Annotated in this window: 21 protein-coding genes; 9 read left to right on the top strand and 12 right to left on the bottom strand. The window is 68.2% G+C overall.

From position 1 onward, the window contains the following. Positions 1 to 100 precede the first annotated feature (100 nt). Both AB4850_RS01030 and AB4850_RS01035 read right to left on the bottom strand, forming a co-directional pair. The gene (locus tag AB4850_RS01030; RefSeq protein WP_414440772.1) at positions 101 to 799 is read right to left on the bottom strand and encodes a carboxymuconolactone decarboxylase family protein; all 699 of its coding nucleotides are present in this window, start codon (positions 797 to 799) and stop codon (positions 101 to 103) included. Positions 800 to 902: 103 nt separating this feature from the next. Continuing rightward, complete coding sequence (locus AB4850_RS01035; RefSeq protein WP_414440773.1) at positions 903 to 1,301, bottom strand: cupin domain-containing protein; 399 nt, start codon at positions 1,299 to 1,301, stop codon at positions 903 to 905. A gap of 101 nt (positions 1,302 to 1,402) precedes the next feature. Between AB4850_RS01035 and AB4850_RS01040 the strand changes: the two genes are divergently transcribed. After that, a complete protein-coding gene (locus tag AB4850_RS01040; protein ID WP_414440774.1) occupies positions 1,403 to 2,341 on the top strand; it encodes a LysR family transcriptional regulator in 939 nt (312 codons plus the stop codon). Between the two features lie 32 nt (positions 2,342 to 2,373). Here AB4850_RS01040 and AB4850_RS01045 read toward each other — a convergent pair whose 3' ends face one another. Continuing rightward, positions 2,374 to 2,793 carry a secondary thiamine-phosphate synthase enzyme YjbQ gene (locus AB4850_RS01045; RefSeq protein ID WP_414440775.1) on the bottom strand — a complete coding sequence of 140 codons (420 nt, stop codon included), beginning with the start codon at positions 2,791 to 2,793 and terminating at the stop codon, positions 2,374 to 2,376. A gap of 20 nt (positions 2,794 to 2,813) precedes the next feature. After that, complete coding sequence (locus AB4850_RS01050; RefSeq protein ID WP_414440776.1) at positions 2,814 to 3,140, bottom strand: thioredoxin family protein; 327 nt, start codon at positions 3,138 to 3,140, stop codon at positions 2,814 to 2,816. Positions 3,141 to 3,483: 343 nt separating this feature from the next. On the opposite strand from AB4850_RS01050, the gene AB4850_RS01055 reads away from it, so the two are divergent. From AB4850_RS01055 to AB4850_RS01070, 4 genes are read left to right on the top strand one after another with little or no spacing between them, the layout of a single operon-like run. Then, positions 3,484 to 4,800 (top strand): gallate dioxygenase, encoded by a 1,317-nt coding sequence (locus tag AB4850_RS01055; RefSeq protein WP_414440777.1) that lies wholly within the window; start codon positions 3,484 to 3,486, stop codon positions 4,798 to 4,800. A 55-nt stretch (positions 4,801 to 4,855) separates the two neighbouring features. After that, positions 4,856 to 5,881 carry an amidohydrolase family protein gene (locus tag AB4850_RS01060; protein ID WP_414440778.1) on the top strand — a complete coding sequence of 342 codons (1,026 nt, stop codon included), beginning with the start codon at positions 4,856 to 4,858 and terminating at the stop codon, positions 5,879 to 5,881. Between the two features lie 2 nt (positions 5,882 to 5,883). After that, positions 5,884 to 6,567: a 4-carboxy-4-hydroxy-2-oxoadipate aldolase/oxaloacetate decarboxylase gene (ligK, locus tag AB4850_RS01065; protein WP_414440779.1), complete on the top strand. Its 684-nt coding sequence runs from the start codon at positions 5,884 to 5,886 to the stop codon at positions 6,565 to 6,567. Positions 6,568 to 6,574: 7 nt separating this feature from the next. Continuing rightward, the gene (locus tag AB4850_RS01070; RefSeq protein WP_414440780.1) at positions 6,575 to 7,264 is read left to right on the top strand and encodes a substrate-binding domain-containing protein; all 690 of its coding nucleotides are present in this window, start codon (positions 6,575 to 6,577) and stop codon (positions 7,262 to 7,264) included. Between the two features lie 185 nt (positions 7,265 to 7,449). On the opposite strand, the gene AB4850_RS01075 is transcribed toward AB4850_RS01070, so the two are convergent. The 3 genes from AB4850_RS01075 to AB4850_RS01085 form a co-directional block, all read right to left on the bottom strand. Continuing rightward, positions 7,450 to 8,691 carry a LysR family transcriptional regulator gene (locus AB4850_RS01075; protein ID WP_414440781.1) on the bottom strand — a complete coding sequence of 414 codons (1,242 nt, stop codon included), beginning with the start codon at positions 8,689 to 8,691 and terminating at the stop codon, positions 7,450 to 7,452. A 110-nt stretch (positions 8,692 to 8,801) separates the two neighbouring features. Next, complete coding sequence (locus tag AB4850_RS01080; protein WP_414440782.1) at positions 8,802 to 10,202, bottom strand: MFS transporter; 1,401 nt, start codon at positions 10,200 to 10,202, stop codon at positions 8,802 to 8,804. An 86-nt stretch (positions 10,203 to 10,288) separates the two neighbouring features. Next, the gene (locus AB4850_RS01085) at positions 10,289 to 11,098 is read right to left on the bottom strand and encodes a shikimate dehydrogenase family protein (RefSeq protein WP_414440783.1); all 810 of its coding nucleotides are present in this window, start codon (positions 11,096 to 11,098) and stop codon (positions 10,289 to 10,291) included. 163 nt (positions 11,099 to 11,261) lie between these two features. On the opposite strand from AB4850_RS01085, the gene AB4850_RS01090 reads away from it, so the two are divergent. After that, positions 11,262 to 12,035 carry an IclR family transcriptional regulator C-terminal domain-containing protein gene (locus tag AB4850_RS01090; protein ID WP_414440784.1) on the top strand — a complete coding sequence of 258 codons (774 nt, stop codon included), beginning with the start codon at positions 11,262 to 11,264 and terminating at the stop codon, positions 12,033 to 12,035. Between the two features lie 31 nt (positions 12,036 to 12,066). Here the strand turns inward: AB4850_RS01090 and AB4850_RS01095 are convergent, their stop codons facing one another. Next, a complete protein-coding gene (locus AB4850_RS01095) occupies positions 12,067 to 12,897 on the bottom strand; it encodes an isocitrate lyase/PEP mutase family protein (protein WP_414440785.1) in 831 nt (276 codons plus the stop codon). A gap of 302 nt (positions 12,898 to 13,199) precedes the next feature. Between AB4850_RS01095 and AB4850_RS01100 the strand changes: the two genes are divergently transcribed. Then, the gene (locus AB4850_RS01100; protein ID WP_414440786.1) at positions 13,200 to 14,396 is read left to right on the top strand and encodes an aldose epimerase family protein; all 1,197 of its coding nucleotides are present in this window, start codon (positions 13,200 to 13,202) and stop codon (positions 14,394 to 14,396) included. A gap of 278 nt (positions 14,397 to 14,674) precedes the next feature. On the opposite strand, the gene AB4850_RS01105 is transcribed toward AB4850_RS01100, so the two are convergent. Then, on the bottom strand, positions 14,675 to 17,056 hold the full coding sequence (locus tag AB4850_RS01105; protein ID WP_414440787.1) for a DNA polymerase II: 2,382 nt from the start codon (positions 17,054 to 17,056) through the stop codon (positions 14,675 to 14,677). 270 nt (positions 17,057 to 17,326) lie between these two features. Between AB4850_RS01105 and AB4850_RS01110 the strand changes: the two genes are divergently transcribed. Continuing rightward, the gene (locus AB4850_RS01110) at positions 17,327 to 18,235 is read left to right on the top strand and encodes a LysR family transcriptional regulator (protein ID WP_414440788.1); all 909 of its coding nucleotides are present in this window, start codon (positions 17,327 to 17,329) and stop codon (positions 18,233 to 18,235) included. A gap of 561 nt (positions 18,236 to 18,796) precedes the next feature. After that, positions 18,797 to 19,999 carry a porin gene (locus AB4850_RS01115; protein WP_414440789.1) on the top strand — a complete coding sequence of 401 codons (1,203 nt, stop codon included), beginning with the start codon at positions 18,797 to 18,799 and terminating at the stop codon, positions 19,997 to 19,999. A 268-nt stretch (positions 20,000 to 20,267) separates the two neighbouring features. Here AB4850_RS01115 and dbpA read toward each other — a convergent pair whose 3' ends face one another. From dbpA to AB4850_RS01130, 3 genes are all read right to left on the bottom strand, one after another. After that, a complete protein-coding gene (gene dbpA, locus AB4850_RS01120; protein WP_414440790.1) occupies positions 20,268 to 21,668 on the bottom strand; it encodes an ATP-dependent RNA helicase DbpA in 1,401 nt (466 codons plus the stop codon). 13 nt (positions 21,669 to 21,681) lie between these two features. After that, the gene (locus tag AB4850_RS01125) at positions 21,682 to 21,864 is read right to left on the bottom strand and encodes a hypothetical protein (protein ID WP_206129094.1); all 183 of its coding nucleotides are present in this window, start codon (positions 21,862 to 21,864) and stop codon (positions 21,682 to 21,684) included. A 1,029-nt stretch (positions 21,865 to 22,893) separates the two neighbouring features. Further along, positions 22,894 to 23,505, bottom strand: a complete 612-nt coding sequence (locus AB4850_RS01130; RefSeq protein WP_414440791.1) for a TetR/AcrR family transcriptional regulator — start codon at positions 23,503 to 23,505, stop codon at positions 22,894 to 22,896. Positions 23,506 to 23,583 lie beyond the last annotated feature (78 nt).

The following is a 23,583-nucleotide window of genomic DNA, read 5'->3' on the forward strand; positions in this document are numbered from 1 at the left end:
CGAACGATATCGAGCGATTCAACGATGAAAATCGAATGCGGGTTAAATTACCGATTATCGGCATTCGATTAAAGAAATCGGTAATAAAACCCGCCCGGCATTAATCGGCCCGCTTTGCAAACACCTCCTTGAACACCGGCATCGCCGAAAACACGTTCGGCCAGCCCGCGTAGAACGCCAGTTGCGTCAGCATCTCGGCGGCTTCGTCGCGGGTCAGGCCGTTGTCCATCGCGCGGTTCAGGTGATACGGGATCTGCGCGACCTGGCCGTTGGCCACCAGCGCGGCGACCGTCACGAGGCTGCGGTCGCGCGGCGCGAGGCCGGGGCGCAGCCAGAGGTCGTTGAACAGCACGTCGGTGGTGGCCTGCACCACGCCTGGTGCGGTCGTGCCGAAATTTTCGCCGACGGTGTGCGCGCGCTGGCGTTCGGCCGCCTCGTCGAGCGGCAGCGGCGGCGTATCGACGGGCGACAGTTGGGCCGCGTCGATGCCGCGTTCGCGGAACGTGTCGGCCAGTGCGCCGGCCGCGGCCGTGGCGTTGCCCCAGCCGGCGTAGAACGCCAGATGCGCGACGATCTCGGACAGCTCGGCCGGCGTCACGCCGCGATCGAGCGCGAGCGGCGCCTGGCCGCGCAACTCGGCGGCCTGGTTGCGCGCGATCAGCACGGCGACGGTGACGATGCCGCGATCGCGCGGCGCAAGGCCCGGGCGTTGCCACACGTTGTCGAGGACGGTGGCCGTGTAGTGCGCGAGGGCGGGGGAGGCCGCGCCGAGGTCGGCGGCCGTGAGGGTGTCGTGCATGGCGTGAATCCTGTTCGGGGTGGCGCAGGCGCTCAGTGCCAGCGCCGTGCCGGCCGCCGCAAGATGCGCGGCAAAGCGCGCGGCCAGCCGGGGCGGGCGGCGTTCACTCGCCGAGATACTGCGCATCGCTGACCTGGTCGAGCCAGTCGACGTTGCGGCCGTCGAGCGCTTCCTGGATCGCCACGTGCGTCATGGCGGTGGTGGCGGTCGCGCCGTGCCAGTGCTTGTGGCCGGGCGGGCACCAGATCACGTCGCCGGCGCGAATCTCCACGCGCGGCTCGCCTTCGCATTGGGTCCAGCCGCAGCCGGCGGTCACCAGCAGCGTCTGGCCGAGCGGGTGCGTGTGCCAGGCGGTGCGCGCGCCCGGCTCGAACGTGACGCTGGCGCACGAGACGCGCGAGGGCGGCGGCGCGACGTTGAGCGGGTCGATCCGGACGGTGCCGGTGAACCAGTCGTCGGGGCCGCGCATCGAGGGCTGCGAACCGGCGCGCATCAGTTTCATGGGGCTTCCTTGCGAGTCATGGGATGCCGGCCAATGTACCGAGCCCGCGATCATGCGACTAGATGGCAAAATCGGCATGATCCTATGCGTGGGAGCATCAATTGAAAGAGAACCTCGACGACCTGCTGGCGTTCATGGCGGTGGCGCGCGAGCGCAACTTCACGCGCGCGGCGGCGCAGCTCGGCGTGTCGCAATCGGCGCTGAGCCGCACCGTACGCCTGCTGGAGACGCGCATGGGCATGCCGCTGCTGGCGCGCACCACGCGCAGCGTGTCGCTCACGGCGGCCGGCGAGCGGCTGCTGGCGGTGGTCGGGCCGCATCTGCAGGAAATCGGCGTGGAGCTGGAGGCGTTGCGCGCGATGACCGACCGCCCCGGCGGCATGGTGCGCATCACCACCACGGATTACGCCGCCAACGCCTATGTCTGGCCGCGCGTGCAGCCCTTGCTGCGGCTGTATCCGGAGCTGGAGATCGAGCTGGTGAACGACTACGGGCTGACCGATATCGTGGCGGACCGCTACGACATCGGCGTGCGGCTCGGCGATCAGGTCGAGAAGGACATGATCGCGCAGCGCATCGCGCCGGACATGACGATGTCGATCGTCGGCGCGCCGGGCTACCTGGCGTCGTGCCCCGCGCCGGCCACGCCGCAGGATCTGACGCAGCACAACTGCATCAACCTGCGGCTGCCGACGCGCGATTCGCTGCTGGCGTGGGAACTGGTCAAGGGGCGGCGCGCGTTGCAGGTGCGGGTGGCCGGGCAACTGACGTTCAACAACGTCTACCAGATGCTCGACGCGGCGCTGGCCGGCTTCGGGTTGGCCTACGTGCCGCACGATCTGGCCGAGCCGCTGGTGCAGGCCGGGCGGCTGGCCTGGGTGCTGGAGGATTGGTATCCGACCTTCGTCGGCCACCATGTGTATTACCCGAGCCGCCGCAAGTCGTCGCGCGCGGTGGAACTGGTGGTGGAGGCGCTGCGCGAGGGCTACCGGCCCGAACGCGCCGAAACGCGGCGCGGCGGCGGCAAGGCGCGGCGTTGAGGCCCCGGTGAGGAACCGGCGCGTTCAGCCGGTCATTCCCCGATCAGATGCACGACGATATCGCGCTGATGCGCGATGCGCCGGTGCTCGAACAGGTAGATGCCCTGCCAGGTGCCCAGCACCATGCGCCCCTGCTCGACCGGGATCGACAACTGCACCTGCGTGAGCACCGTGCGCAGGTGCGCGGGCATGTCGTCGGGGCCTTCGGTGTCGTGTTCGTAGCGCGCCGGGTCCTCGGGCGCGATTTCCTCGAAGTAGCGTTCGATATCGCGCTGCACCGATGCGTCGGCGTTCTCCTGGATCAGCAGCGAAGCCGACGTGTGGCGGCAGAACACCGTCAGCAGGCCGGTGCGGATCGATTGCTGCTCGACGAACGCGCGCACCTGCCGCGTGAAATCGATCAGGCCGCGCCCGCGCGTGGCCACGCCGATATGCTGGACCGCCTGTTTCATCGTGATGGCCTCCGTTGCGTTCAGCCGAGCGCGGCGAACCCGTTCGCCTCGATCTGCGCGGCGGCGGTGGGGCGCACCACGCGCGCCACTTCCACGCCATCGCGCAGGAACACCAGCGTCGGCCACAGCTTGATGCCGAACGAGCGGCCGAGCGGGCGGCCGGGGCCGTCCTCGATCTTCAGGTGGCGCACCTCGGCGTGCGCGGCGAACGCCTCGCGGATCGCCGGCTGCGCGCCGGCGCAGATCCCGCACCAGTTCGTGCCGAACTCGATCACGGTGGCGCCGGCCAGCGCGTCGACGGCGGCGCGGGTGGGGGCATCGGGCGTATAGGGCTGGGTGGCGGTCATGGGGGGCTCCTTGAGGAAATCGCAATGCAATGCGGCCGCGTGGGAGCGCGGCCGCAGGCTTCCACTCTAGCGGAAACGGCCCGATGCCGTCGCAGGGCAGCCGAGCGGGCCCGCTCGCGCCGTGCATTTTGCCGGGGACGGGTTCGAAAAAAGTTATTGACGGTTTCCCGTATCGAACCAAAAGGCTCAATGCCGACAAGGCTTTGCTGCATCAGATCCATTCGAAATAGACGATTGATGCGTGCCGGGGCGGATTGACGCCCGGGCCGCCATCCGCTTTGATACGCCTATCCGCGCCGCGGCGGCCGTTTTCCGCCCACGCGCCTCACCACTGGAGCCGCGCATGGCCCGAATCATTGGCGGCATCGCCGCCTCCCACACGCCGACGATCGGTTTCGCGTTCGACAAGAACAAGCGCGACGATCCCGTCTGGGCGCCGATCTTCAAGAACTTCGCACCGCTGGCCGACTGGCTCGAACAGAAGCGCCCCGACGTGCTGCTGATGATCTACAACGATCACGTCACGTCGTTCTTCTTCGATCATTACTCGGCGTTCTCGCTGGGCGTCGGCCCGCAATGGACGGTGGCCGACGAGGGCGGCGGCGCGCGCGACCTGCCGCCGATCGACGGGCACCCGGCGTTCGCCGCGCACGTCGGCCGCTCGCTGATGGCCGACGAGTTCGACATGTCGTTCTTCCAGAACAAGGCGCTCGACCACGGCTGCTTCTCGCCGCTGTCGATGCTGTGCCCGCACGATCCGGCCTGGCCGGTGAAGCTGGTGCCGCTGCAGATGGGCGTGCTGCAACTGCCGATGCCGAGCGCGCGCCGCTTCTACAAGCTCGGCCAGGCGTTGCGCCGCGCGATCGAAAGCTATCCCGAGGATTTGCGCGTGGCGATCGTGGCCACCGGCGGGCTGTCGCACCAGGTGCACGGCGAGCGCGCCGGCTTCAACGACACGGCGTGGGACGCGCGCTTCCTCGACCTGTTCGAGCACGATCCCGAGCGGCTGGCCGGCATGACGATCGCCGAGTTCGCGACGCTCGGCGGCTACGAAGGCGCGGAAGTGGTGATGTGGCTGACGATGCGCGGCGCGCTGCCCGCCAACGTGAGCTGCAAGCACCGCAGCTACTACCTGCCATCGATGGCCGGCATCGCCACGGCGATCTACGAAGGCGCGGAAGACGACGCGCCCGACGCCGCGCAGGCCGAGCGCCAGCGCGCGCGCATCGCGGCCGAGCTGGCCGGCATCGAGAAGCTCGAAGGCACCTACCCGTTCTCGACCGAGACGGCGGTGCGCGCCTGGGGCATCAACGCGTTCCTGCACCGCATGGTGGAGCCGGCGCATCGCGAGGCGTTCCTGGCCGATGCCGAAGCCAGCTTTGAGGCGGCCGGCCTCAGCGAGACCGAGCGCGACCTGATCCGCCGCCGCGATTGGCGCGGCCTGCTGCATTACGGCGTGATCTTCTTCCTGCTCGAAAAGCTCGGCGCGGTGACGGGCATCTCGAACCTGCATATCTACGCGGCGATGCGCGGCGAAACGCTCGAAGCGTTCCAGGCCACCCGCAACGCGCCCGGCGCGCTGTATTCGGTGGCCGGCAAGAGCGCCGGCGCGCTGGCGTGGGATCAAGCCAAGCCGGGCGACACAACGAATCGAGACTGAGCGGCTCGCCGCGCAACGGTGCGCGGCGCCGCAATCCATTGATTAAGGAATCCGCATGATCATCGATATTCACGGCCACTACACCACGGCCCCGAAGGCGCTCGAAGCCTGGCGCAACCGCCAGATCGCCGCGTTCAACGACGGCACGCCGATGCCGGCTGCCTCGGAACTGCAGATCAGCGACGACGAGCTGCGCGAATCGATCGAAACGAACCAGCTTGCCAAGATGCGCGAGCGCGGCATCGACCTGACGATCTTCAGCCCGCGCGCCAGCTTCATGGCGCATCACATCGGCGATTTCGCGGTGTCGAGCGCGTGGGCCGCGATCTGCAACGAGCTGTGCTACCGCGTGAGCCAACTGTTCCCCGAGCACTTCGTGCCGGCCGCGATGCTGCCGCAAAGCCCGGGCGTGGATATCGCCACCTGCATCCCCGAACTCGTGAAGTGCGTCGAGCAATACGGCAACGTGGCGATCAACCTGAACCCCGATCCGTCGGGCGGCCACTGGACCAGCCCGCCGCTGTCCGACCGCTACTGGTATCCGATCTACGAGAAGATGGTCGAGTACGACATCCCGGCGATGATCCACGTCAGCACGAGTTGCAACGCCTGCTTTCACACCACCGGCGCGCACTACCTGAACGCCGACACCACCGCGTTCATGCAGTGCCTGACCTCGGACCTGTTCCGCGATTTCCCGACGCTGAAGTTCGTGATTCCGCACGGCGGCGGCGCGGCGCCCTACCATTGGGGCCGCTTCCGCGGGCTGGCGCAGGAACTGAAGAAGCCGCCGCTCGGCGAGCATCTGCTGAACAACGTGTTCTTCGATACCTGCGTCTATCACCAGCCGGGCATCGACCTGCTGACCAACGTGATCCCGGTCGCCAACATCCTGTTCGCCAGCGAGATGATCGGCGCGGTGCGCGGCATCGACCCGGAAACCGGCCATGCCTACGACGACACCAAGCGCTATATCGAAGCGGCCAGCATCAGCGAAGGCGAGCGTTTCAGCATCTACGAGGGCAACGCGCGGCGCGTGTATTCCCGTCTCGACACGGCATTGAAGAACAAGGGGCTTTGATCATGTACGAACTCGGCGTGGTGTATCGCAATGTCGAGCGCGCGGACGCGGACGTGGCGCGCAAGCTCGGCGAACTCGGCTCGGCCACCGTCCACGAGGCGATGGGGCGCGTGGGCCTGCTGCAACCCTATATGCGGCCGATTTACCCGCATGCGCGCGCGGCCGGCACGGCCGTCACCGTGCTGCTGCAACCGGGCGACAACTGGATGATGCACGTCGCGGCCGAGCAGATCCGGCCCGGCGACATCGTGATCGCGGCCGTCACGGCTGCCTGCACGGATGGCTATTTCGGCGATTTGCTGGCCACCAGCTTCCAGGCGCAGGGCGCCGTGGGCCTGGTGATCGACGGCGGCGTGCGCGACGTGGCCACGCTGGAAGAGATGAAGTTCCCGGTGTGGAGCAAGGCGATTTCGTCGAAGGGCACCATCAAGGCGACGCTCGGCTCGGTCAACGTGCCGGTGGTGTGCGCGGGCGCTTATGTGAGCCCGGGCGACGTGGTGGTGGCCGACATCGACGGCGTGGTGTGCGTGCCGAAGGCGATCGCCGCCGAGGTGCTCGACAAGGCGCTGGCGCGCGAGGCCAACGAGGGCGCCAAGCGCGAGAAGCTGGCTTCGGGCGTGCTCGGCCTTGACATGTACAGCATGCGCGAGCCGCTGGCGAAGGCCGGCCTGCGCTATGTCGATTGAGCGCGCCATGCCCACGCCGCTGACGCTGATTTCGTCGATGGCGACGCGCCAGTTGCTGGCGCGGCTCGCCGCTGCCTATGCGGCCGACACGGGGCGCGAGGTGGCGATCGAATCGGTGGGCGGCGTGGAGGCGGCGCGGCGCGTGAGCGAAGGCGAGGCGTTCGACGTGGTGGTGCTGGCCGGCGACGCGCTGGCGCGGCTGGCCGAAGCCGGGCAGGTGGACGGCGGCAGCCGCGTGGCGATCGCGCGCTCGGGCATCGCGGTGGCCGTGCGCAGCGGCGCGCCGTTGCCGGCGATCGATTGCGAGGCGGCGCTGCGCGAGGCGGTGATGCAGGCCCGCACGATCGGGTATTCGACCGGGCCGAGCGGCACGCATCTGGAAGCGTTGTTCGCGAGGTGGGGCGTGGCCGATGCGCTCGCGCCGCGTCTGGTGCGGGCGCGGCCCGGCGTGCCGGTCGCGTCGTTGGTCGCGGCGGGTGAGGTTGAGCTGGGTTTTCAGCAGCGCAGCGAGTTGCTCGGTCAGCCTGGCATCGCGATCGTTGGCGCGCTGCCCGACGCGGCGCAGGCCGTGACGACCTTCACCGGCGCGATCGGCGCGCGTTGCGCGCGGCGCGATGAAGCGGCGGCGTGGCTCGCGTTCCTGGCTGCGCCGGCGGCGGCCGATATCAAGCAATCCTGCGGAATGGACGCGGCCTGATCTGGGTTGCCCGGTCGCCACATTGCGGATCGTTTCGAACAGCGTGGCGGCGGGCGGCGAGAGCCTACCCGCTCGCGTGCTCATTCGCGCGGTGCGTCGCTCGCAACCGCTGCTCGCGCGTCACATTGCGGATCGTTTCGAACAGCATGGCGGCGCGGGCAGCGAGAGCCTGCCCGCCCGCGCGCTCAGTCGCGCGTCGCATCGCTCGCGGCGTTCAACCCGCCGCGCTGCTCGCGCGCCACGTCGCGGATCGTGTCGAACAGCGCGGCGGCCGGCGGCGAGGCCAGCACGCCCGCGCGCCGGATGATGCCGATCGGCCGCACCGTGCCGGCCAGTTCGATCGGCAGCGCCTTCACTTCGCCATCCTTCAGATCGGCGTCCATCTGCCCCTGCGACACCACCGCCAGCATGGTCGAGCGGGCCAGCAGCCCGCGCACGATCATCGAATCGCCGGTTTCCACGGCCGGCGTCGGCTCGGCCTGCCCGGCCAGCTCGAACGCGGCGGCCAGCAGCGCGCGCGAGGGCGTGTCGCGGCGCGGCAGGATCCATTGATAACCGGCCAGCGCGGCCAGCGACACGCGCCGTTTCGCGGCCAGCGGATGATGCGCGCCGACGATGATCGCGAGCGGTTCCGCGAACAGTTCGTGCACTTCGAGATCGGTGGAGTAGCGCGCCTCGCGCAGCGCGCCGACGATGAAATCGAGGCTGCCCGCGCGCAGCGCCGCGCACAGATCGTCGAACGGGCTTTCGATGGTGCTGACCTGCACGCCGTGCGCGCGAGCGACGAGCCGCGCGATCGCCTCGGGCAGCAGCGAGGCGCGCGACAGCGGCAACGCGCCCACCACCACCTCGCCCGCCAGCGTGCCGTGCGCGGCGGCGATGTCGCTGGCGAGCCGCGCGAGATCGTTCAGCGCGTGGCGGGTGGTCTGGCCGAGCGCGATGGCGCGCGCGGTGGGTGTGAGGCCGCGCGCGGTGCGCAGGAACAGCTTGTCCTGCGCGCATTCCTCCAGCAGCGAGATCGCGGCGCTGACGGCCGGCTGGCTCACGCCCATCTGGCTGGCGACGGTCGGCATGTGCCGCGAGCGCAGCAGGCGGCAGAAGATTTCGAGGCGCTTGTTGTTGAGCGCGGCGGCCGGCACGGCGCGATAGAGATCGCCGGCGAGCGGCTCGGCGGCCTTGCGGCGGTTCCAGACGGACAGGTCGCGCATCACCGAGCGCACGCGCGGCAGGATCGCCTCGGCCGGCGGCGTCGGCACCACGCCGGCCGGCGTGCGCTGGAACAGCGGCGCGCCGACGCTGCCTTCCAGTTCCGCGATCGCGCGCGTGACCGCCGACTGCACGCGGAACAACTGCCGCGATGCGCCCGCGAGGCTGCCCGTGTCGATCACGGCGAGGAAGGTTCTGAGGTGTCCGAGGTTCGGCTGCATGGTGCCGCCATGCTACACGAGCATGGCGGGGCGGCAGCGGGGTGGCGGGGCGTCCTGGCAGGCGTTGCGAGGATGGTCGCGCCTCGCCGGGCGAGGCGCGCTTTCACGCATCAACTCGACCGCGCCCCCGCCGCTCCGGCCGATCGCTCTCCACCATTCGCGCGCCGACGTGCCGCCGCCCCGCTGCGCGGCCCGCCCAATTCATTGAGCGGCGTGCGGTAGGTTTCGCGAGCCGTCCAGGCCGACAGCGCGGCCAGCGCGGTGATGATCAGCGTGGCGGTGCCGATCAGCATCGGAATGTCGTGCGTGCCCGGCGGCGCGATGGCCGCGAACAGCGACGGCAGCAGCGCCGTGATCGCCATGCCGATGTTCTGGCCGATCGACATCGCCGACACGCGCGTGCGGGTCGGGAACAGCTCCGGCATGAAGCTCGGGAACACCGCGTTGAAGCCCTGGTAGATCACGCCCCACATCAGCACCGAGGTGACGATCGCCAGCGGCGCGTTCTTGACGCTGATCGCGTACAGGTACGCATACGACAGCAGCCCCGCGCCGAGCGAGCCGACCACCACCGGGATGCGCCGGCCGATCCGGTCCGAGAGCTTGCCCACGTACGGGATCACCAGCACCGCCACGATGTTGCCGATCAGCGGGATCGCCAGATAGGTGTTCGGATGGAAGCCGATGCCGTACGACGGCTGCACCGCGTAGGCCGCGCCGAAGATGGTCGCCACCATCGCGATCACGGCGGCCGTCGCCATCACGGCGATGCGGATCATGTCGCGCCAGCTTTCGCGGAACGCCACCGCGATCGGCGAGGCCGGGATGCCGCCGTTGTTGTCCTCGTCGACGAATGCGGGCGATTCCTGCACCTTGCGGCGGATCACGAAGCCGGCCGCCAGCACCAGCGCACTGAGCAGGAACGGAATGCGCCAGCCCCAGGCGACGAACGTGTCGTTCGGCATCCAGTAGGCAAGCGGCATGAAGATCGCCGCCGCGAAGATCTGCCCGGCCTGCGTGCCTTGCAGCGCGAAGCTCGCGTAATAGCCGCGCCGGCCTTCGGGCGCCTGTTCGAGAATCATCGAGCTGGCGCCGGATATTTCACCCGCCACCGCGAAGCCCTGCACGAGGCGCAGCAGCACCAGCATGACGGGTGCGGCGATGCCGATCTGGCCGTAGGTCGGCAGCAGGCCCACCGCGAACGTCGATGCGCCCATCAGGAACATGCAGAGCAGCAGCAGGTGCTTGCGGCCGTGCGTGTCGCCGCGCCGGCCCAGCAGGAAGCCGCCGATCGGGCGCGCCACGTAGCCCACGCCGTAGGTCGCCAGCGACGCCACGATCGCCAGCTTCGGGTTGCCGTGCGGGAAGAACAACTGCGGAAAGACCATCGCCGCGGCTTGCGCGTAGATGAAGAAATCGTAGTATTCGAGCGCCGAGCCGATCCAGCCGCTCGCCGTGGCGCGCGTGGTCTGCTTCGCGCGCTCCTGAGGTGTGATGTGTCCGTCGTTCATCGATCGGGTCTCCTGAATAATATTGGAATGCCATCCTCGCGGATGGTGCGGCAGCCGGGCTGCCTGGCGTGCGCTTGCGTGCGCGCTCAGACCTCCAGCGGCGTGACGTTCATGAAGGCGCCCAGGTTGCCGAACTGCGCGAGCGCCATGTCCGCGCCGGTCTGGATTCGGCAGCCGAGGCCGCGCGCGATTTCCAGGAAGCGCGTGATGTCGGGCGAGGTCACCACGTCGGCCGCCAGCGCGCCGGGGCGCAGCGTGGCCAGCACCGTTTCGGCCAGCGGCAGCGGCGCGTAACCTTCCATGCCGGCCGGCGACGCGTTGACCACCAGATCGAACGGCGCGAGCGAATCGAAATGCGGCTCGATGAAGCTGCCCGGGTGATGTTTTGCGAGCAGCGCGCGCAGCCGTTGCGCGCGCGCCGCGTCGGGATCGACCACCGTGACCGAGGCCACGCCGTGCTCGCACAGCGCCCAGCCGATCGCGCTGCCCACGCCGCCCGCGCCCAGCACCAGCGCCTTCGCGCCGGTCGGCTCGAAGCCGTGGCTGCGCGCCGCGTTCAGGAAGCCGTCGCCGTCGACGATGTCGCCGACCAGCCGGCCGTCGCACTCGCGGCGGATCACGTTGACGCAGCCCAGCGCCTCGGCGCGGCGGCTCAACGCATCGAGGCGCGGCGCGATCTGCTGCTTGTAGGGCACGGTGACCACACAGCCGCGCAGGTTGCGCCAGGCGCGCAGCGCGCCGATGAACGGCTCGATCGAGCCGCCGTCGAGGTCGATCGGGATCATCGACACGTCCTTGTCGTGCCGCGCGAACCAGTCGTTGAAGTTCTGCGGCGATTTCACCTGCGCGATGGGGGAGCCGACGATGGCTACCAGTTCGGTCGTACCGCGAATCATTGAGGCGTCCGGAATTCGTTAGGAACACGACGCTATGGTGCGACCGCCTCGCCCGGCCCGACAACGCCGAAAAATCGAAAATATTGCGATAAGCGGATCGGGATTGCGATAATCGCAGCGTCGTGCCGGTTTCCGGTTCGCTTCGTTTCTCCCGAATCCTCAGATGAAAACGCCCGTCATTCACGAACGCGACCTGATCGCCGGCTTGCAGAAAGGCCTCGCGCTGATCCTGCTGTTCAACGACCAGACACCCCGCCTGACCGTGCCCGAGGCCGCGCAGCGCTCCGGCCTGACCAGCAGCGCCGTGCGGCGCTTCCTGCTGACGCTGGTGCACGACGGCTATGCGGAAACGGACGGCCGCTACTACTGGCTGACCGCGAAGAACCTGCGGATCGGCCAGGCCTATGTGGAATCGGCGCGGCTGCCGCGCATGATGCGGCCGATCGTCGAGAAGGTCGCGGCCGAGACGCGCGAGCATGTGTCGGTGGCGGTGCGCGACGGCGACGAGGTCGTGCATATCGTGCGCAGCCGCGTGATGAACGTGTCGTCGCTGTCGATGCGGCAGGGCTGGCGGCTGCCGATGTACTGCACCGGCAGCGGGCGGCTGTGGCTGGCCTCGCTGCCCGACGCCGAGGTGGAGGCGTATCTGGCGCGCGTCGACCGGCAGGCGCTGACGCCCTATACGCGCACCGGCGTGGCCGAGATCCAGGCGATCGTCGGGCAGATCCGCGAGCGGGGCTATGCCGAACTCGATCAGGAATACGAAGTGGGGATGCGGATTCTCGGCGTGCCGCTGACCGACCGCCACGGCCAGATGCGCGCCAGCCTGACGATCACGACGCAGGTGTCGCCGCTGTCGCTCGCGGAGATTCGCGAGCGCTACCTGCGCTATCTGTACGAAGGGCAGGCGCTGCTGCGGCCGATCATGGACACCTGAGCGGGCGCGGCAGCGCGGGGGTGCTTCAGTTTCAGTTTCCGTTGCCGCGCGCGAACAGGTCGTTCATCAGGCTGCCGGGCGGCGTGTCGGGCAGGCCGTCGAAGCGGCCTTCGGCCAGCGATTGCGCCGCTGCCAGGAAGCCGCCCCAGGCCGCGCGCGCCAGTGCGCCGCCCACGCTCACGCGGCGCACGCCCATCGCGGCCACGTCGGCCAGCGAGAATTCCGAAGCGGAACCGATCAACAGGTTGACCGGCTTCGGCGCGACCGCCATCACCACGGCCTCGATCTGGCCGCGTGTGCGGATGCCGGGCGCATAGAGGCAATCCGCGCCGGCTTCCGCGTAGGCGCGCAGCCGGGCGATGGCGTCGTCGAGATCGGGCACTCCGGCGACGAAATTCTCGGCGCGGCCCACCAGCAGCGTGTCGCCGCCACGTTCGTCGATCGCGCGCCGCGCGGCGGCGATGCGCGCCACCGCCACCTCGATCGGCAGCAGCGGCGCGTGCGCGTCGCCCGTCGAATCCTCCACCGACAGGCCGGCCACGCCGGTTTCCACGGCCAGCGCCACGCTCTGCCCGACTTCCTCGGGCGTGGCGCCGAAACCGTTTTCGAAATCGGCGTTGACGGGCAGATCGGTGGCCTCGACCAGCGAGCGCAAATGCGCGAGCACCGCCTCGCGCGACACGGTGTTGTCGGCGCGGCCCGCCGACCACGCGAAGCCCGAACTGGTGGTGGCGAGCGCCCGGAAGCCGGCCGCCGCGAGGTAGCGCGCGCTGCCCGCATCCCACGGGTTCGGCAACAGGAAACAACCGCTCGCGTGCAACTCGCGGAAGGCGGCGCGTCGTTCGGCAATCGTGCGTGGCATGGGCATCCTCGGAATCGTGATGGGGGCTGGCCCGTCCGGCATGGCGGGCATTGAATTTGCGCTGCGGGCCGGCCTTGCACGCCATGCGTGCTGGCGGCCCGAGCGTCAGTCTGCTGCATTTTCGCCGGATGCGCGCAGGCAACGTGTCGGGGCGGCGTGAAATATCGGTGTCCCGATCATCGGGCGGCGCGGCGCCCGGTAAAACGCGCTTCAACCCTCGGACGACTAGAATCGTCGGCACGCTGCATCCGCATTCGCCACCGGCGTTTGCCACCATCCGCCACGAGAGGAGCCGCCATCCGATGAGCACGTCCTTCCCGCATTCGGGCCGCCGCCTGTGCAGCCCCCAGGCCCTGAAAACCGCCGCCGCCGGCGCGTTGGTCGCCGCCAGCCTCGCCGTCGCGCCGCTCGCTCAGGCCGCCACGTTCAGCCAGGCGCCGTACGGCACCACGCGCGACGGTCAGGCCGTCAGCCAATACACGCTGAAGAACGCGCATGGCACCACGGTCAGGTTCATCAGCTACGGCGGCGTGATCACCGCGATCGACGTGCCCGACCGCCACGGCAAGTTCGCCAACATCGTGCTCGGCTTCGCGTCGCTGAAGGATTACGAGACCTATAACGGCAACATCCATTTCGGCGCGCTGATCGGCCGCTACGCCAACCGCATCGCGAACGGCCAGTTCCAGCTCGACGGCCAGACCTACAAGCTGCCGATCAACAACGCGCCGAACACGCTGCACGGCGGCCCGGACAGTTTCGATTCGAAGGTGTGGAGCGTGAAGCCGCTGCCCGGCAACGGCGCGGGCCCGGACGGCGCGGGCGCCGAGCTGACCTACGTGAGCCCCGACGGCGAAAACGGCTTTCCCGGCACGCTGACCGTGCACGTCACCTACCGGCTGACCGACGACAACGCGCTGCATATCCGCTACGAGGCGACCACCGACAAGCACACGGTGGTGAACCTGACCAATCACACGTATTTCAATCTGGCCGGCGAGGGCAGCGGCAGCGTGGAGGATCAGGAGATCCGCATCGCGGCGTCGCGCTACACGCCCACCGACCGCAATTCGATTCCCACCGGCGAGCTGGCCACGGTGGAGGGCACGCCGCTCGACCTGCGCCGCGCCACGCCGATCGGCCGCCATCTGCGTTCGAGTTTCGAGCAGATGGTGTATGCACGCGGCTACGACCACAACTGGGTGCTCGACCATGGCGGCGAGCGCACGCCGGCGTTTGCCGCCAGCGTTCATGACCCGCACAGCGGCCGCGTGCTGACGGTCGACACCACGCAGCCGGGCCTGCAGTTCTACACGGCCAATTCGCTCGACGGCAGCGCGGTCGGTTCGTCGGGGCACGCGTACCGGCAAACGGATGCGTTCGCGCTCGAAGCCGAGCACTTCCCCGATTCGCCGAATCATCCGGCGTTCCCCACCACGGAATTAAAGCCGGGTGAAACGCTGCACGAGGAGACGGTGCTGCGCTTCTCGGTGCGCTGAAGCCGCTGGATTCAGCGGGCGTCAAGAATGCTGCCCGCTTTGTTCGCGCAGGCCGAATTGAGATTTCAGCGGCAGCCGCTGTTCAGCCGGGGCGGCAGCCGTTACGCTGTCGTCAACCCTCTACTCCTCCCGTTGTTACCCCCGGGGGCCAGGGGCGCAGGCCACGTCGTGGCGGCGCCCCGACTCTTTTTCCCCTATTTCCCCCATTCGCAGAAAGGTTGTGTGAGCAACCAGTTCGGCATCGGCGTCATTTCCCATTTGCTTCCCATTTCCCGTCTTCAACCGGGAAACAACTGCCCCTGCCCGGAAATCACCGCCTCGAAATCGTCCTTCAGGAACGGCAGGATCGCATCGGCCACCGGCTGCAACTGGCGGCTCAGGTAGAACGCGTAGTCGATCGGCGAGCGTATCGTTTCCAGCGGCTCGGGGCCGGCGGTGGTCATCACGTAGCTGATCCAGCCGCCGCGCTGATATTGCAGCGGGCGGCCCTGTTCGCGGTTGTATTCGTCGGCGGTGCGTGCGGCGCGCACGTGCGGCGGCACGTTGCGCTGATACTCGGCCAGCGGCCGGCGCACGCGCTTGCGATAGACCAGTTGATCGTCGAGTTCGCCGGCCAGCATGCGCCGCACCGTGTCGCGGATCAGGTCGAGATACGGCTCGCTGCGAAACACGCGCGTGTACAGCTCGCGCTGGAACTGCTGCGCGAGCGGCGTCCAGTCGGTGCGCACCGTTTCCAGCCCCTTGAACACCACGTCCTCGCCGCCGTCGGCGGTTAGCGCCAGGCCCGCGTAGCGCTTCTTGCTGCCTTCTTCCGCGCCGCGCACGGTGGGCATCAGGAAGCGCAGGTAATGGCGCTCGTATTGCAGTTCGAGCGCGCTGTCGAGGCCGAAGCGTTCGCGCAGATGCTCGCGCCACCACGCGTTGATGTGCGCGACGATCGCGCGGCCCTTGACGGCGGCCGACGCGTCGTCGTGCGCTTCGCGCAGCCAGACGAAGGTGGAATCGGTGTCGCCGTAGATCACTTCGTAGCCCTGCGCTTCGATCAGCTCGCGCGTGCGATGCATGATCTCGTGGCCGCGCATGGTGATGGATGACGCCAGTCGCGGATCGAAGAAGCGGCAGCCCGACGAGCCGAGCACGCCGTAGAACGCGTTCATGATGATCTTCAGCGCCTGCGAGAGCGGCGCGTTGCGTTGCCGCTTGGCCTGCTCGCGGCTCTCCCACACGCGCTTGACGATCTCGGGCAGGCAGTGGCGGCTGCGCGAGAAGCGCGCGCCGAGGAAGCCCGGCACCGAATCGGCGTCGCCGGGCCGCGCGAGGCCTTCCACCAGCCCGAGCGGATCGATCAGGAAGGTGCGGATGATCGACGGATACAGGCTCTTGTAGTCGAGCACCAGCACCGAATCGTAGAGGCCGGGGCGCGAATCCATCACGAAGCCGCCGGGGCTGTTCTGGCCGGTCACGTCGCCCAGGTTCGGCGCGACGTAGCCGAGCCGGTGCATGCGCGGCAGGTACAGATTCGTGAACGCGGCCACCGAGCCGCCGGTGCGGTCGGCTGCCAGCCCGGTGACGGTGGCGCGTTCGAGCATGAACGACAGCAGGTCCGCCTTGGCGAAGATCCGCGTGACCAGTTCGCAATCCTTGAGGTTGTAGCGCGCCAGCGCGGGCTTGTCCTCGTCGAAGCGGCGCTGGATCTCGTCCATGCGCTGATACGGGTTGTCGACCGCCTTGCCCTCGCCGAGCAGCGTTTGCGACACGTATTCGAGGCTGAACGACGGGAAGCTCCAGGTGGCCGATTTGAGCGACTCGATGCCGTCGATGATCAGGCGCCCCGCCGCGCTCGCGAACAGGTGGTCGGGCTGCTGGCCGTGCGCGCGCAATTCGAGCGTGCCGCCGTCGCGGCCGAGCCGCAGCGGCACGCCGTATTGCTCGGCGTGCGCGTGCAGCACGCGCAGGTCGAACTGGATCAGGTTCCAGCCGATGATCAGGTCGGGGTCGTGCTGCGCGAACCACGCGTTGAACCGTTCGAGCAGCGCCGCGCGGGTTTCGCAATACACCAGGTTCAGGTCGTGGCCGTCGAGCGTGGCCGCGTCGCCATTGGGCGGGCCGAGCATGAACACGTCGCGCTGGCCGCAGCCTTCGAGCGCGATCGAATACAGCTCGCCGCGCGCGCTGGTTTCGATGTCGAGCGACACGCCGCGCAGCGCCGGGCGGTAGTCGGGGTCGGGCTTCAGTTCGGCGTCGGTCAGCAGGCCGGGGCCGGCCGGCGTGCCGCGAAAGCGCACCGGCGCGGTGATGAAGCGCTCCATCGTGTAGCGGTCGGGCGGCGAGACATCGGCTTCGTACACGTCAACGCCGTCTTTCGCGAGCCGCTTCTGCAACGCGCCGAGGTGGCGATGGCGGCGGCCGTAGAGGCCGAGCACGGGGCGCTGGCGGAAATCGCGCAGCGCGAGCGGGCGCAAGGCCACGCCGCTTTCGCCGGCCAGCACGCGTTCGGCGGCCTCGCGTTGCGCGGCCGGCACGAACGCCACCGATTCCTGCGGACGCAGGCGCACCCGGCGCGGGCCGCTGCCGGTGGCGAGCCAGAATTCGATCTCGACGCCGGCGGCGGTGTCCCGCCAGTGACGGGTCAGGATGAAACCCTGCTCGAATTCGGTCAAAACGCGTGCTCGTGATGGTGAAGGTGCCTCAGGCGGCGGATTGTAGCGCCTGCATGGCGGTCGCGCCCGGCGCGCGAACCGAGGCCCGAGCGCCGAAGCCGGCGAACCGGCCTGACCCGAGGCCCGAGCGCCACCACGCCGGCCGCGCCGGGCAGGCTCGGCCGACGGCGGCATTCTTTGCCATAATTCACCCCCGAATCGGCGGGCCGCCCGCCGTTGCACGACAGGCCGTCCGCCGCGCGGCCCGCTTCGCCCGAACAAGGATCGCCCGTGGAACTGAGACAACTTCGCCATTTCGTCGCCGTCGCCGAGGAGGCCAATTTCACGCGCGCGGCCGAGCGCTGCCACATCGTGCAGTCGGCGCTGTCCACCTCGATCCGGCTGCTCGAAGAAGAACTGGGCGCGAAGCTGCTGGTCCGCACCACGCGGCGCGTGAGCCTGTCGGCGGCCGGCACGGTGTTCCTCGATCGCGCCCGGCGCGCGCTCGACGTGCTCGACCGGGCCGCGCTGGAAGTGGCCGACATCACCTCGGTGCGCAGCGGCAAGCTCTCGATCGGCACGGTGCAGAGCCTGCCGCAGTTCCTCGAACTGCCGGGCCTGCTGTCGCGCTTTCATCAGACGCATCCGGGCGTGGAAGTGCGGCTCGTGCAGGGCGCGGCACCCGAGTTGAACGAGAAGGTGGGCGCGCATGAACTCGATCTGGCGATCCTGCCGATCGAGGAGCGCAACGAGCGGCACACGTCGCACATCATCGCCTGCGACGAGATGGTGCTGGCCTGCGAGCGCGGCCATCCGCTCGCGGCGGCCGGCGCGGTGCCGCTGGCGCGGCTGGTCAAGGAAGCGTTCGTCGATTTCGTGCCGGGGCAGGGCACGCGGCGGCTGGTCGATCGCGGCTTCGCCGAGGCGGGCCTGCAGCGCCGCGTGGCGTTCGAGATCGGCGATCTCGACACGGTGCTGGACCTGGTCGGCCAGGGCCTCGGCATCGCGCTGCTGCCCGAGGATGTGGTGGTGCGCCGCCCCGAGAGGCTCGCCTGCGTGCGGCTCGAACGCGCCGAGTTGTGCTGGGAGCTGGTGGTCACGCACGCGGCCTCGGCGTCGGGCGATGCCGCCGACGTGCTCGACCCCGCGCCGGCCGCGTTCCTCGACATGCTGATGGCCGAAACGGCCGATCAACGCTGACGCCATTCCGGCTGTTTGCCGGACCCGTTCCCGCATAAATTACAAATTGCCTTCGTAAGCATTCTTTGTGCTTTCGAGCGTGCCGTCGCGCCACGCCGTTGCCGCGTGGCGGCGCGCGGTCGTGGCGCACCGCATCGGCCCATTCCACATACTGGGCGCGGCTCGCCATGAGTCATCGTATAACTCGACGATCCTTTCAATTACTGAAAGTCAGTCTGTCGGATAGGCAAATTCGTGCCGAAACTGTCGAATAAAAATGAAAGAATAAGAAGTGAAAATGAAATAAAAGAATTTTCCATAAAAATCAACAACTTAATTCATATCGAAAAGCTGTCAAGTCAAGGTTTCAACAAAAATGACACAGAGATTTCCCTAGGAATATGCAATTCAGCATTGTTGAATTTTGCACTTGCGTTATAGGATGACTGACTAGATGAGGGACTCCAAGCACACGGATACTCGACCTCACCTGGAGACCGGCCCGCACTCGCAAGGGCGGCCGATAACGCATAACGCTGACCGCCTGCGGGGTGCAGGCGCTTTGGAATCACAGGGGACGCAATGAAGAAACGCATCATGGTGGCAGCAACGCTCACCGGCCTGACCGCGGGCGTCGCACACGCTCAAAGCAGCGTGACGCTGTACGGGATCGTCGATACGGGTATCGGCTGGCAGAGCAGCCAGGCCTCGCTCGGCGCGACCAGCGGTGGCAAGTCGGCCGTCAAGATGGTCAACGGCATCTGGGCGGGCAGCCGCTTCGGCCTGAAGGGCTCGGAAGATCTCGGCGGCGGCCTGAAGGCCATCTTCCAGTTGGAAGAAGGCTTCAACAGCGCCACCGGCGCGCAAGCCGTGTCGGGCCTGATGTTCAATCGTCAAGCCTATGTGGGCCTGTCGGACGCACGCTTCGGCAGCTTCACGGCCGGTCGTCAGTACACCGCGTACTACACCGTGCTGTCGCCGTACAGCCCGACCACCTGGCTGACGGGCGCATACGGCGCGCACCCGGGCGATATCGACTCGCTGGATACCACGTACCGCGTCAACAACTCGCTGGTGTACATGTCGCCGACCTACGGCGGCTTCACGTTCGGCGGTTCGTACGCATTCGGCGGCACGCCGGGCAGCACCAACAACGGTTCGACCTGGAGCGTGGCCGGGCGCTACGCGATGGGCCCGGCCGGTCTGGCGGTCGGCTTCATGCGTCTGAACAACTCGACGGTGGGCGGCGGTGCGTGGGGTGCGAACTCGACGGCATCGAACGGTGGCGCCGAGCCGAGCGTGTCGGGCATCAACAACGGCTATCAGTTCGCGGCAGCGCAGCAGCGCCTGGCCGTGACGGGCGGCTGGACGTTCAACTCGCAGTGGGACGTGACGGCTTCGTACTCGAACGTGCAATACATCCCGGGCTCGGGTTCGCGCTTCACCAACACGGCGATCTTCAACACGGCCGGCGCGGTGCTGCACTTCAAGCCGACCCCGACGCTGGACCTGGCAGCCGGCTACAGCTACACGCGCGCCACGCTGGCGAACGGCGTGCAGCACGCAGCCTACTACCACCAGTTCAACCTGTCGCAGTACTACAGCCTGTCGAAGCGCACTGGCCTGTACGCGCTCGAAGCCTATCAGCGCGCCGGCGGTCAGACGCTCGCACTGGGCGGCAGCATCATCAAGGCCACGGCCGACATCGGCGACGGTCAGAACAGCGCACCGTCCTCGTCGCGCAGCCAGGTGGCAGTGGGCGCGGGCATCATCACGCGCTTCTAAGCAGCAAGGTGTGTGCGGGGCGGCGTGAGCTGCCGCCCCGGCAATTTCCGGTATTTGCAGTAGAGGGTTCGCCATGGCGAGCCTTCTTTTCGCCGTCGCCGCGTTCACGCGCCGACGGCGTTTTCTTTTGGGGCGCCGCACTTGCAGGTGCGTGGAACACGCGCCCGGTGCATTTTCAATTCGCAACTAACGGTCTATCCCGCGCGGCCTCGCCAAACCCGCGCCGCGCCCGCGCGCACGAGGCGGCGGGCGCGGCGCGCAACGCGGCTTACTCGTCGTCCATCAGGCGGACCTTGACCTTCTTGCCCTTGACCTTGCCGCCGTTGAGCTTGCGCAGCGCATCGCGCGCGACGCTGCGCTCCACCGCCACGTAGGTCGAGAATTCGGTCACGTTGATCTTGCCGATCTGGGCGCTGGAGAAGCCGGCGTCGCCGGTCAGCGCGCCGAGCACGTCGCCCGGGCGGATCTTCTCCTTCTTGCCGCCGAGGATCTGCAGCGTTTCCATCGGCGGCAGCAGCGGCTCGTTGCTGGCCGGCGTGAGCGAGGCCAGCGGCGCCCATTCCACCTCACGCCCCTGCGCCTGCTCGATGCCGCCCACGCGGCCCATCTCGTTCATGCTGGCGAGACTGAGCGCCCAGCCTTCCTGATCGGCGCGGCCGGTGCGGCCGATGCGGTGCACGTGCACTTCCGGGTCGGGCGTCACGTCCACGTTGATCACGGCTTCGAGCTGGGCGATGTCGAGGCCGCGCGCGGCCACGTCGGTCGCCACCAGCACCGAGCAACTGCGGTTGGCGAACTGGATCAGCACCTGGTCGCGCTCGCGCTGGTCGAGCTCGCCGTGCAGCGCGAGCGCGTGGAAGCCCTGCGCGCTCAGCACGTCGAGCAGGTCGCGGCACTGCTGCTTGGTGTTGCAGAACGCGATCGTGCTGGCCGGCCGGTAATGGTTCAGCAACTGGCCCACGGCGTGCAGGCGCTCGTTGTCGTCCACCTCGTAAAAACGCTGACGGATCTTGCGCGCGTCGTGCTGTTCGACCAGCTTGATTTCCTTCGGGTTGCGAAGGAACTGGCGACTCAGCTTGGCGATGCCGTCCGGGTAGGTGGCCGAGAACAGCAGCGTGAGCCGCTCCGACGGGCATTGGCGCACGACGATGGCGATGTCGTCGAAGAAGCCCATGTCGAGCATCCGGTCCGCTTCGTCGAGCACCAGCGTGTTGAGCGCGCCGAGCGCGAGCGTGCCGCGTTCGAGGTGATCCATGATGCGGCCGGGCGTGCCGACCACGATATGCGCGCCGTGCTCGAGGCTGGCGGCCTGCGGGCGCATCGGCGTGCCGCCGCACAGCGTCAGCACCTTGATGTTTTCCTCGGCGCGCGCGAGGCGGCGGATTTCCTGGGCGACCTGGTCGGCCAGTTCGCGGGTCGGGCACAGGATCATCGCCTGCACGTCGAAGCGGCGCGTGTCGAGGCGCGCGAGCAGCGCGAGCGAGAACGCGGCGGTCTTGCCGCTGCCGGTCTTGGCTTGCGCGATCAGATCCTGGCCGGCGAGCGCGACCGGCAGGCTGGCGGCCTGGATCGGCGTCATCTCGGTATAGCCGAGCTGCTCGAGGTTGGCGAGCATCGCGGGCGCGAGCGCGAGCTCGCTGAACGGGCGGGCGGGTGTGGCTTGGGTCATCGTGGCTCCTGGCTCAGAACGGGCGGCCTTCGATCTGCTCGTAGACGGGGTTGCCGTCCTCGTCGTCGTAGCGATACAGATAGTTGCGCGCGCCGCACAGCGGGCAGCGGAACAGGTCGCCCTGGCCCTCGTCCTTGATGACGACGTCGGCGAGTTCCCACGGCGTGCCGCAGCTCTGATTTCTGCAAGTAAACAAGTTCTTCTCCAACGGAATGCGGGGGCGCCCCGGCAGGCCGGGAGGCGGACGTGCGCCGCGCGTCAGCCGCCCGCGGCAACCTGGCGGAAGCCGGATCGGGGCGGGTGGGCGTGGAGCGGGGCGTCGGGGCGCGGATGGAATGAGGGCGATCGGTCGATCGCGCGTGCCGCGATTTTAACGGATGCGCGCGTGGAGGCCGGCGATTTCGATTCTCCCTACGCGGCAGACTGGAAATGATTTGTAAGACTGTTGCGGCGGCGCACGGCTCACGGTATTCTCCGGACCCAACTCACCCTGCATTCGAGTGCGTCGCTCGCACCCTGCAGGGCCGCCCACCGGCTCCCGGCCGGCGCACCCCACAACGAGAACCTGAGAGACGGCGCGGCAGCGCGAACCGGGTTTCCCTGCTCCGCGCGGCGAAACCGTTCCATGCAGCTCCCGCCGGCGCGGCACGACCGCGCAACATCATCGTTGCGGCAATCAGACAGTTCACGATTGCCATTTTTCAGAAGCCGCTATCGCGGCTTTTCTTTTTCCCGGCGAATGGCGCGGGCCGCGCCGCATTCGATTTATTTCGCGCCCGATCGGAATGCGCCATTCGAGCGGTCGGTCTATTAACGCACATCGCTCGATAACGTTTTCAAATGCAGAAAACCATTCGAATGACGCCCGGCTATTGTTGGTAGAAACCCGAGAGCGCCTGTTGGCAAGGCGCTGGGCGAATCTGCATGGCATGTTGCGATACACAATATCGCTGCATTGCCTGCGATATAAATGCGCATTTATCGCGCATTGTCATTTCGTTTATGTAGAATGACATCCCGACAGTTTACGAATTGAAGTGGGCATCGCGAAACACACCGGACAACGAATCATTTGAACCCGCCGGTGCGATGCCCAACGGCGCGTGACGCCCACGCCGCGTCGCGATCATCCAGATAACTGGAGCCTGAGAGACCGCGCCCCGCGCGCCGGGCAAGCCCCGGCGCGCGGCAACGCGCACCCGGTATCGGCCCCCCTCGATCCCCCTTATTCTTCGAACGCCACGGCCTCGTGCGCCGGCTTGCGGCTGCGCGCGGCGATCAGGCATTCGGCCGCTTGCCACGCGTCGCCGGCAGCCTGCTCGCGCTCGCCCGCGGTGGCCGCGAGGATCGCCCCATCCAGCAACATGACGAGCTGCCGCGCGAGCGGCCCGGCCTCGGCCGGCGCGACGAGTTCGCCGAGCAGATCCTGCATGAAGCGGCGCAAGCCTTCCTTTTGCGCGAACGCGAGGCGGGCTGGCTCGCCGTTATGGTCGTTGTTGCCGTTATTGCCGTGGAATTCCGACCACGCGCCCACGAACAGGCAGCCCGTGAAACCGGGCGAGGTGAACCAGCCGTGGTGCCAGTCGAACACCGCGCGCAGACGCTCGACGGCGGTGCCGTGCGCGCCGGCCGCGTCGGCCATCGATTGCCGCGTGGCGCCGGCCCGCTGCGACAGCACCTCGCAGATCAGGTCGTGCTTGGAGGGGAAATGGCGGAACAGCGTCATCTTGGCGACGGCCGATTCCTTGATGATCCGGTCGATCCCGACGGCGTGATAGCCGTGGGCGGCAAACAGGCGAGTGGCGGTGTCGACGATGCCTTGCTTTTTTGCGCTCATGCCTCGGGCGTCCTGTGGTCGCCCGGGCTGGCCGGCGCGCCCGGAGATCGAGCGTCGCATCCCGCCGGGCGCGTCAGG

The sequence above is a fragment of the Burkholderia sp. 22PA0106 genome, from assembly GCF_047497155.1.
GTDB lineage: Bacteria > Pseudomonadota > Gammaproteobacteria > Burkholderiales > Burkholderiaceae > Burkholderia.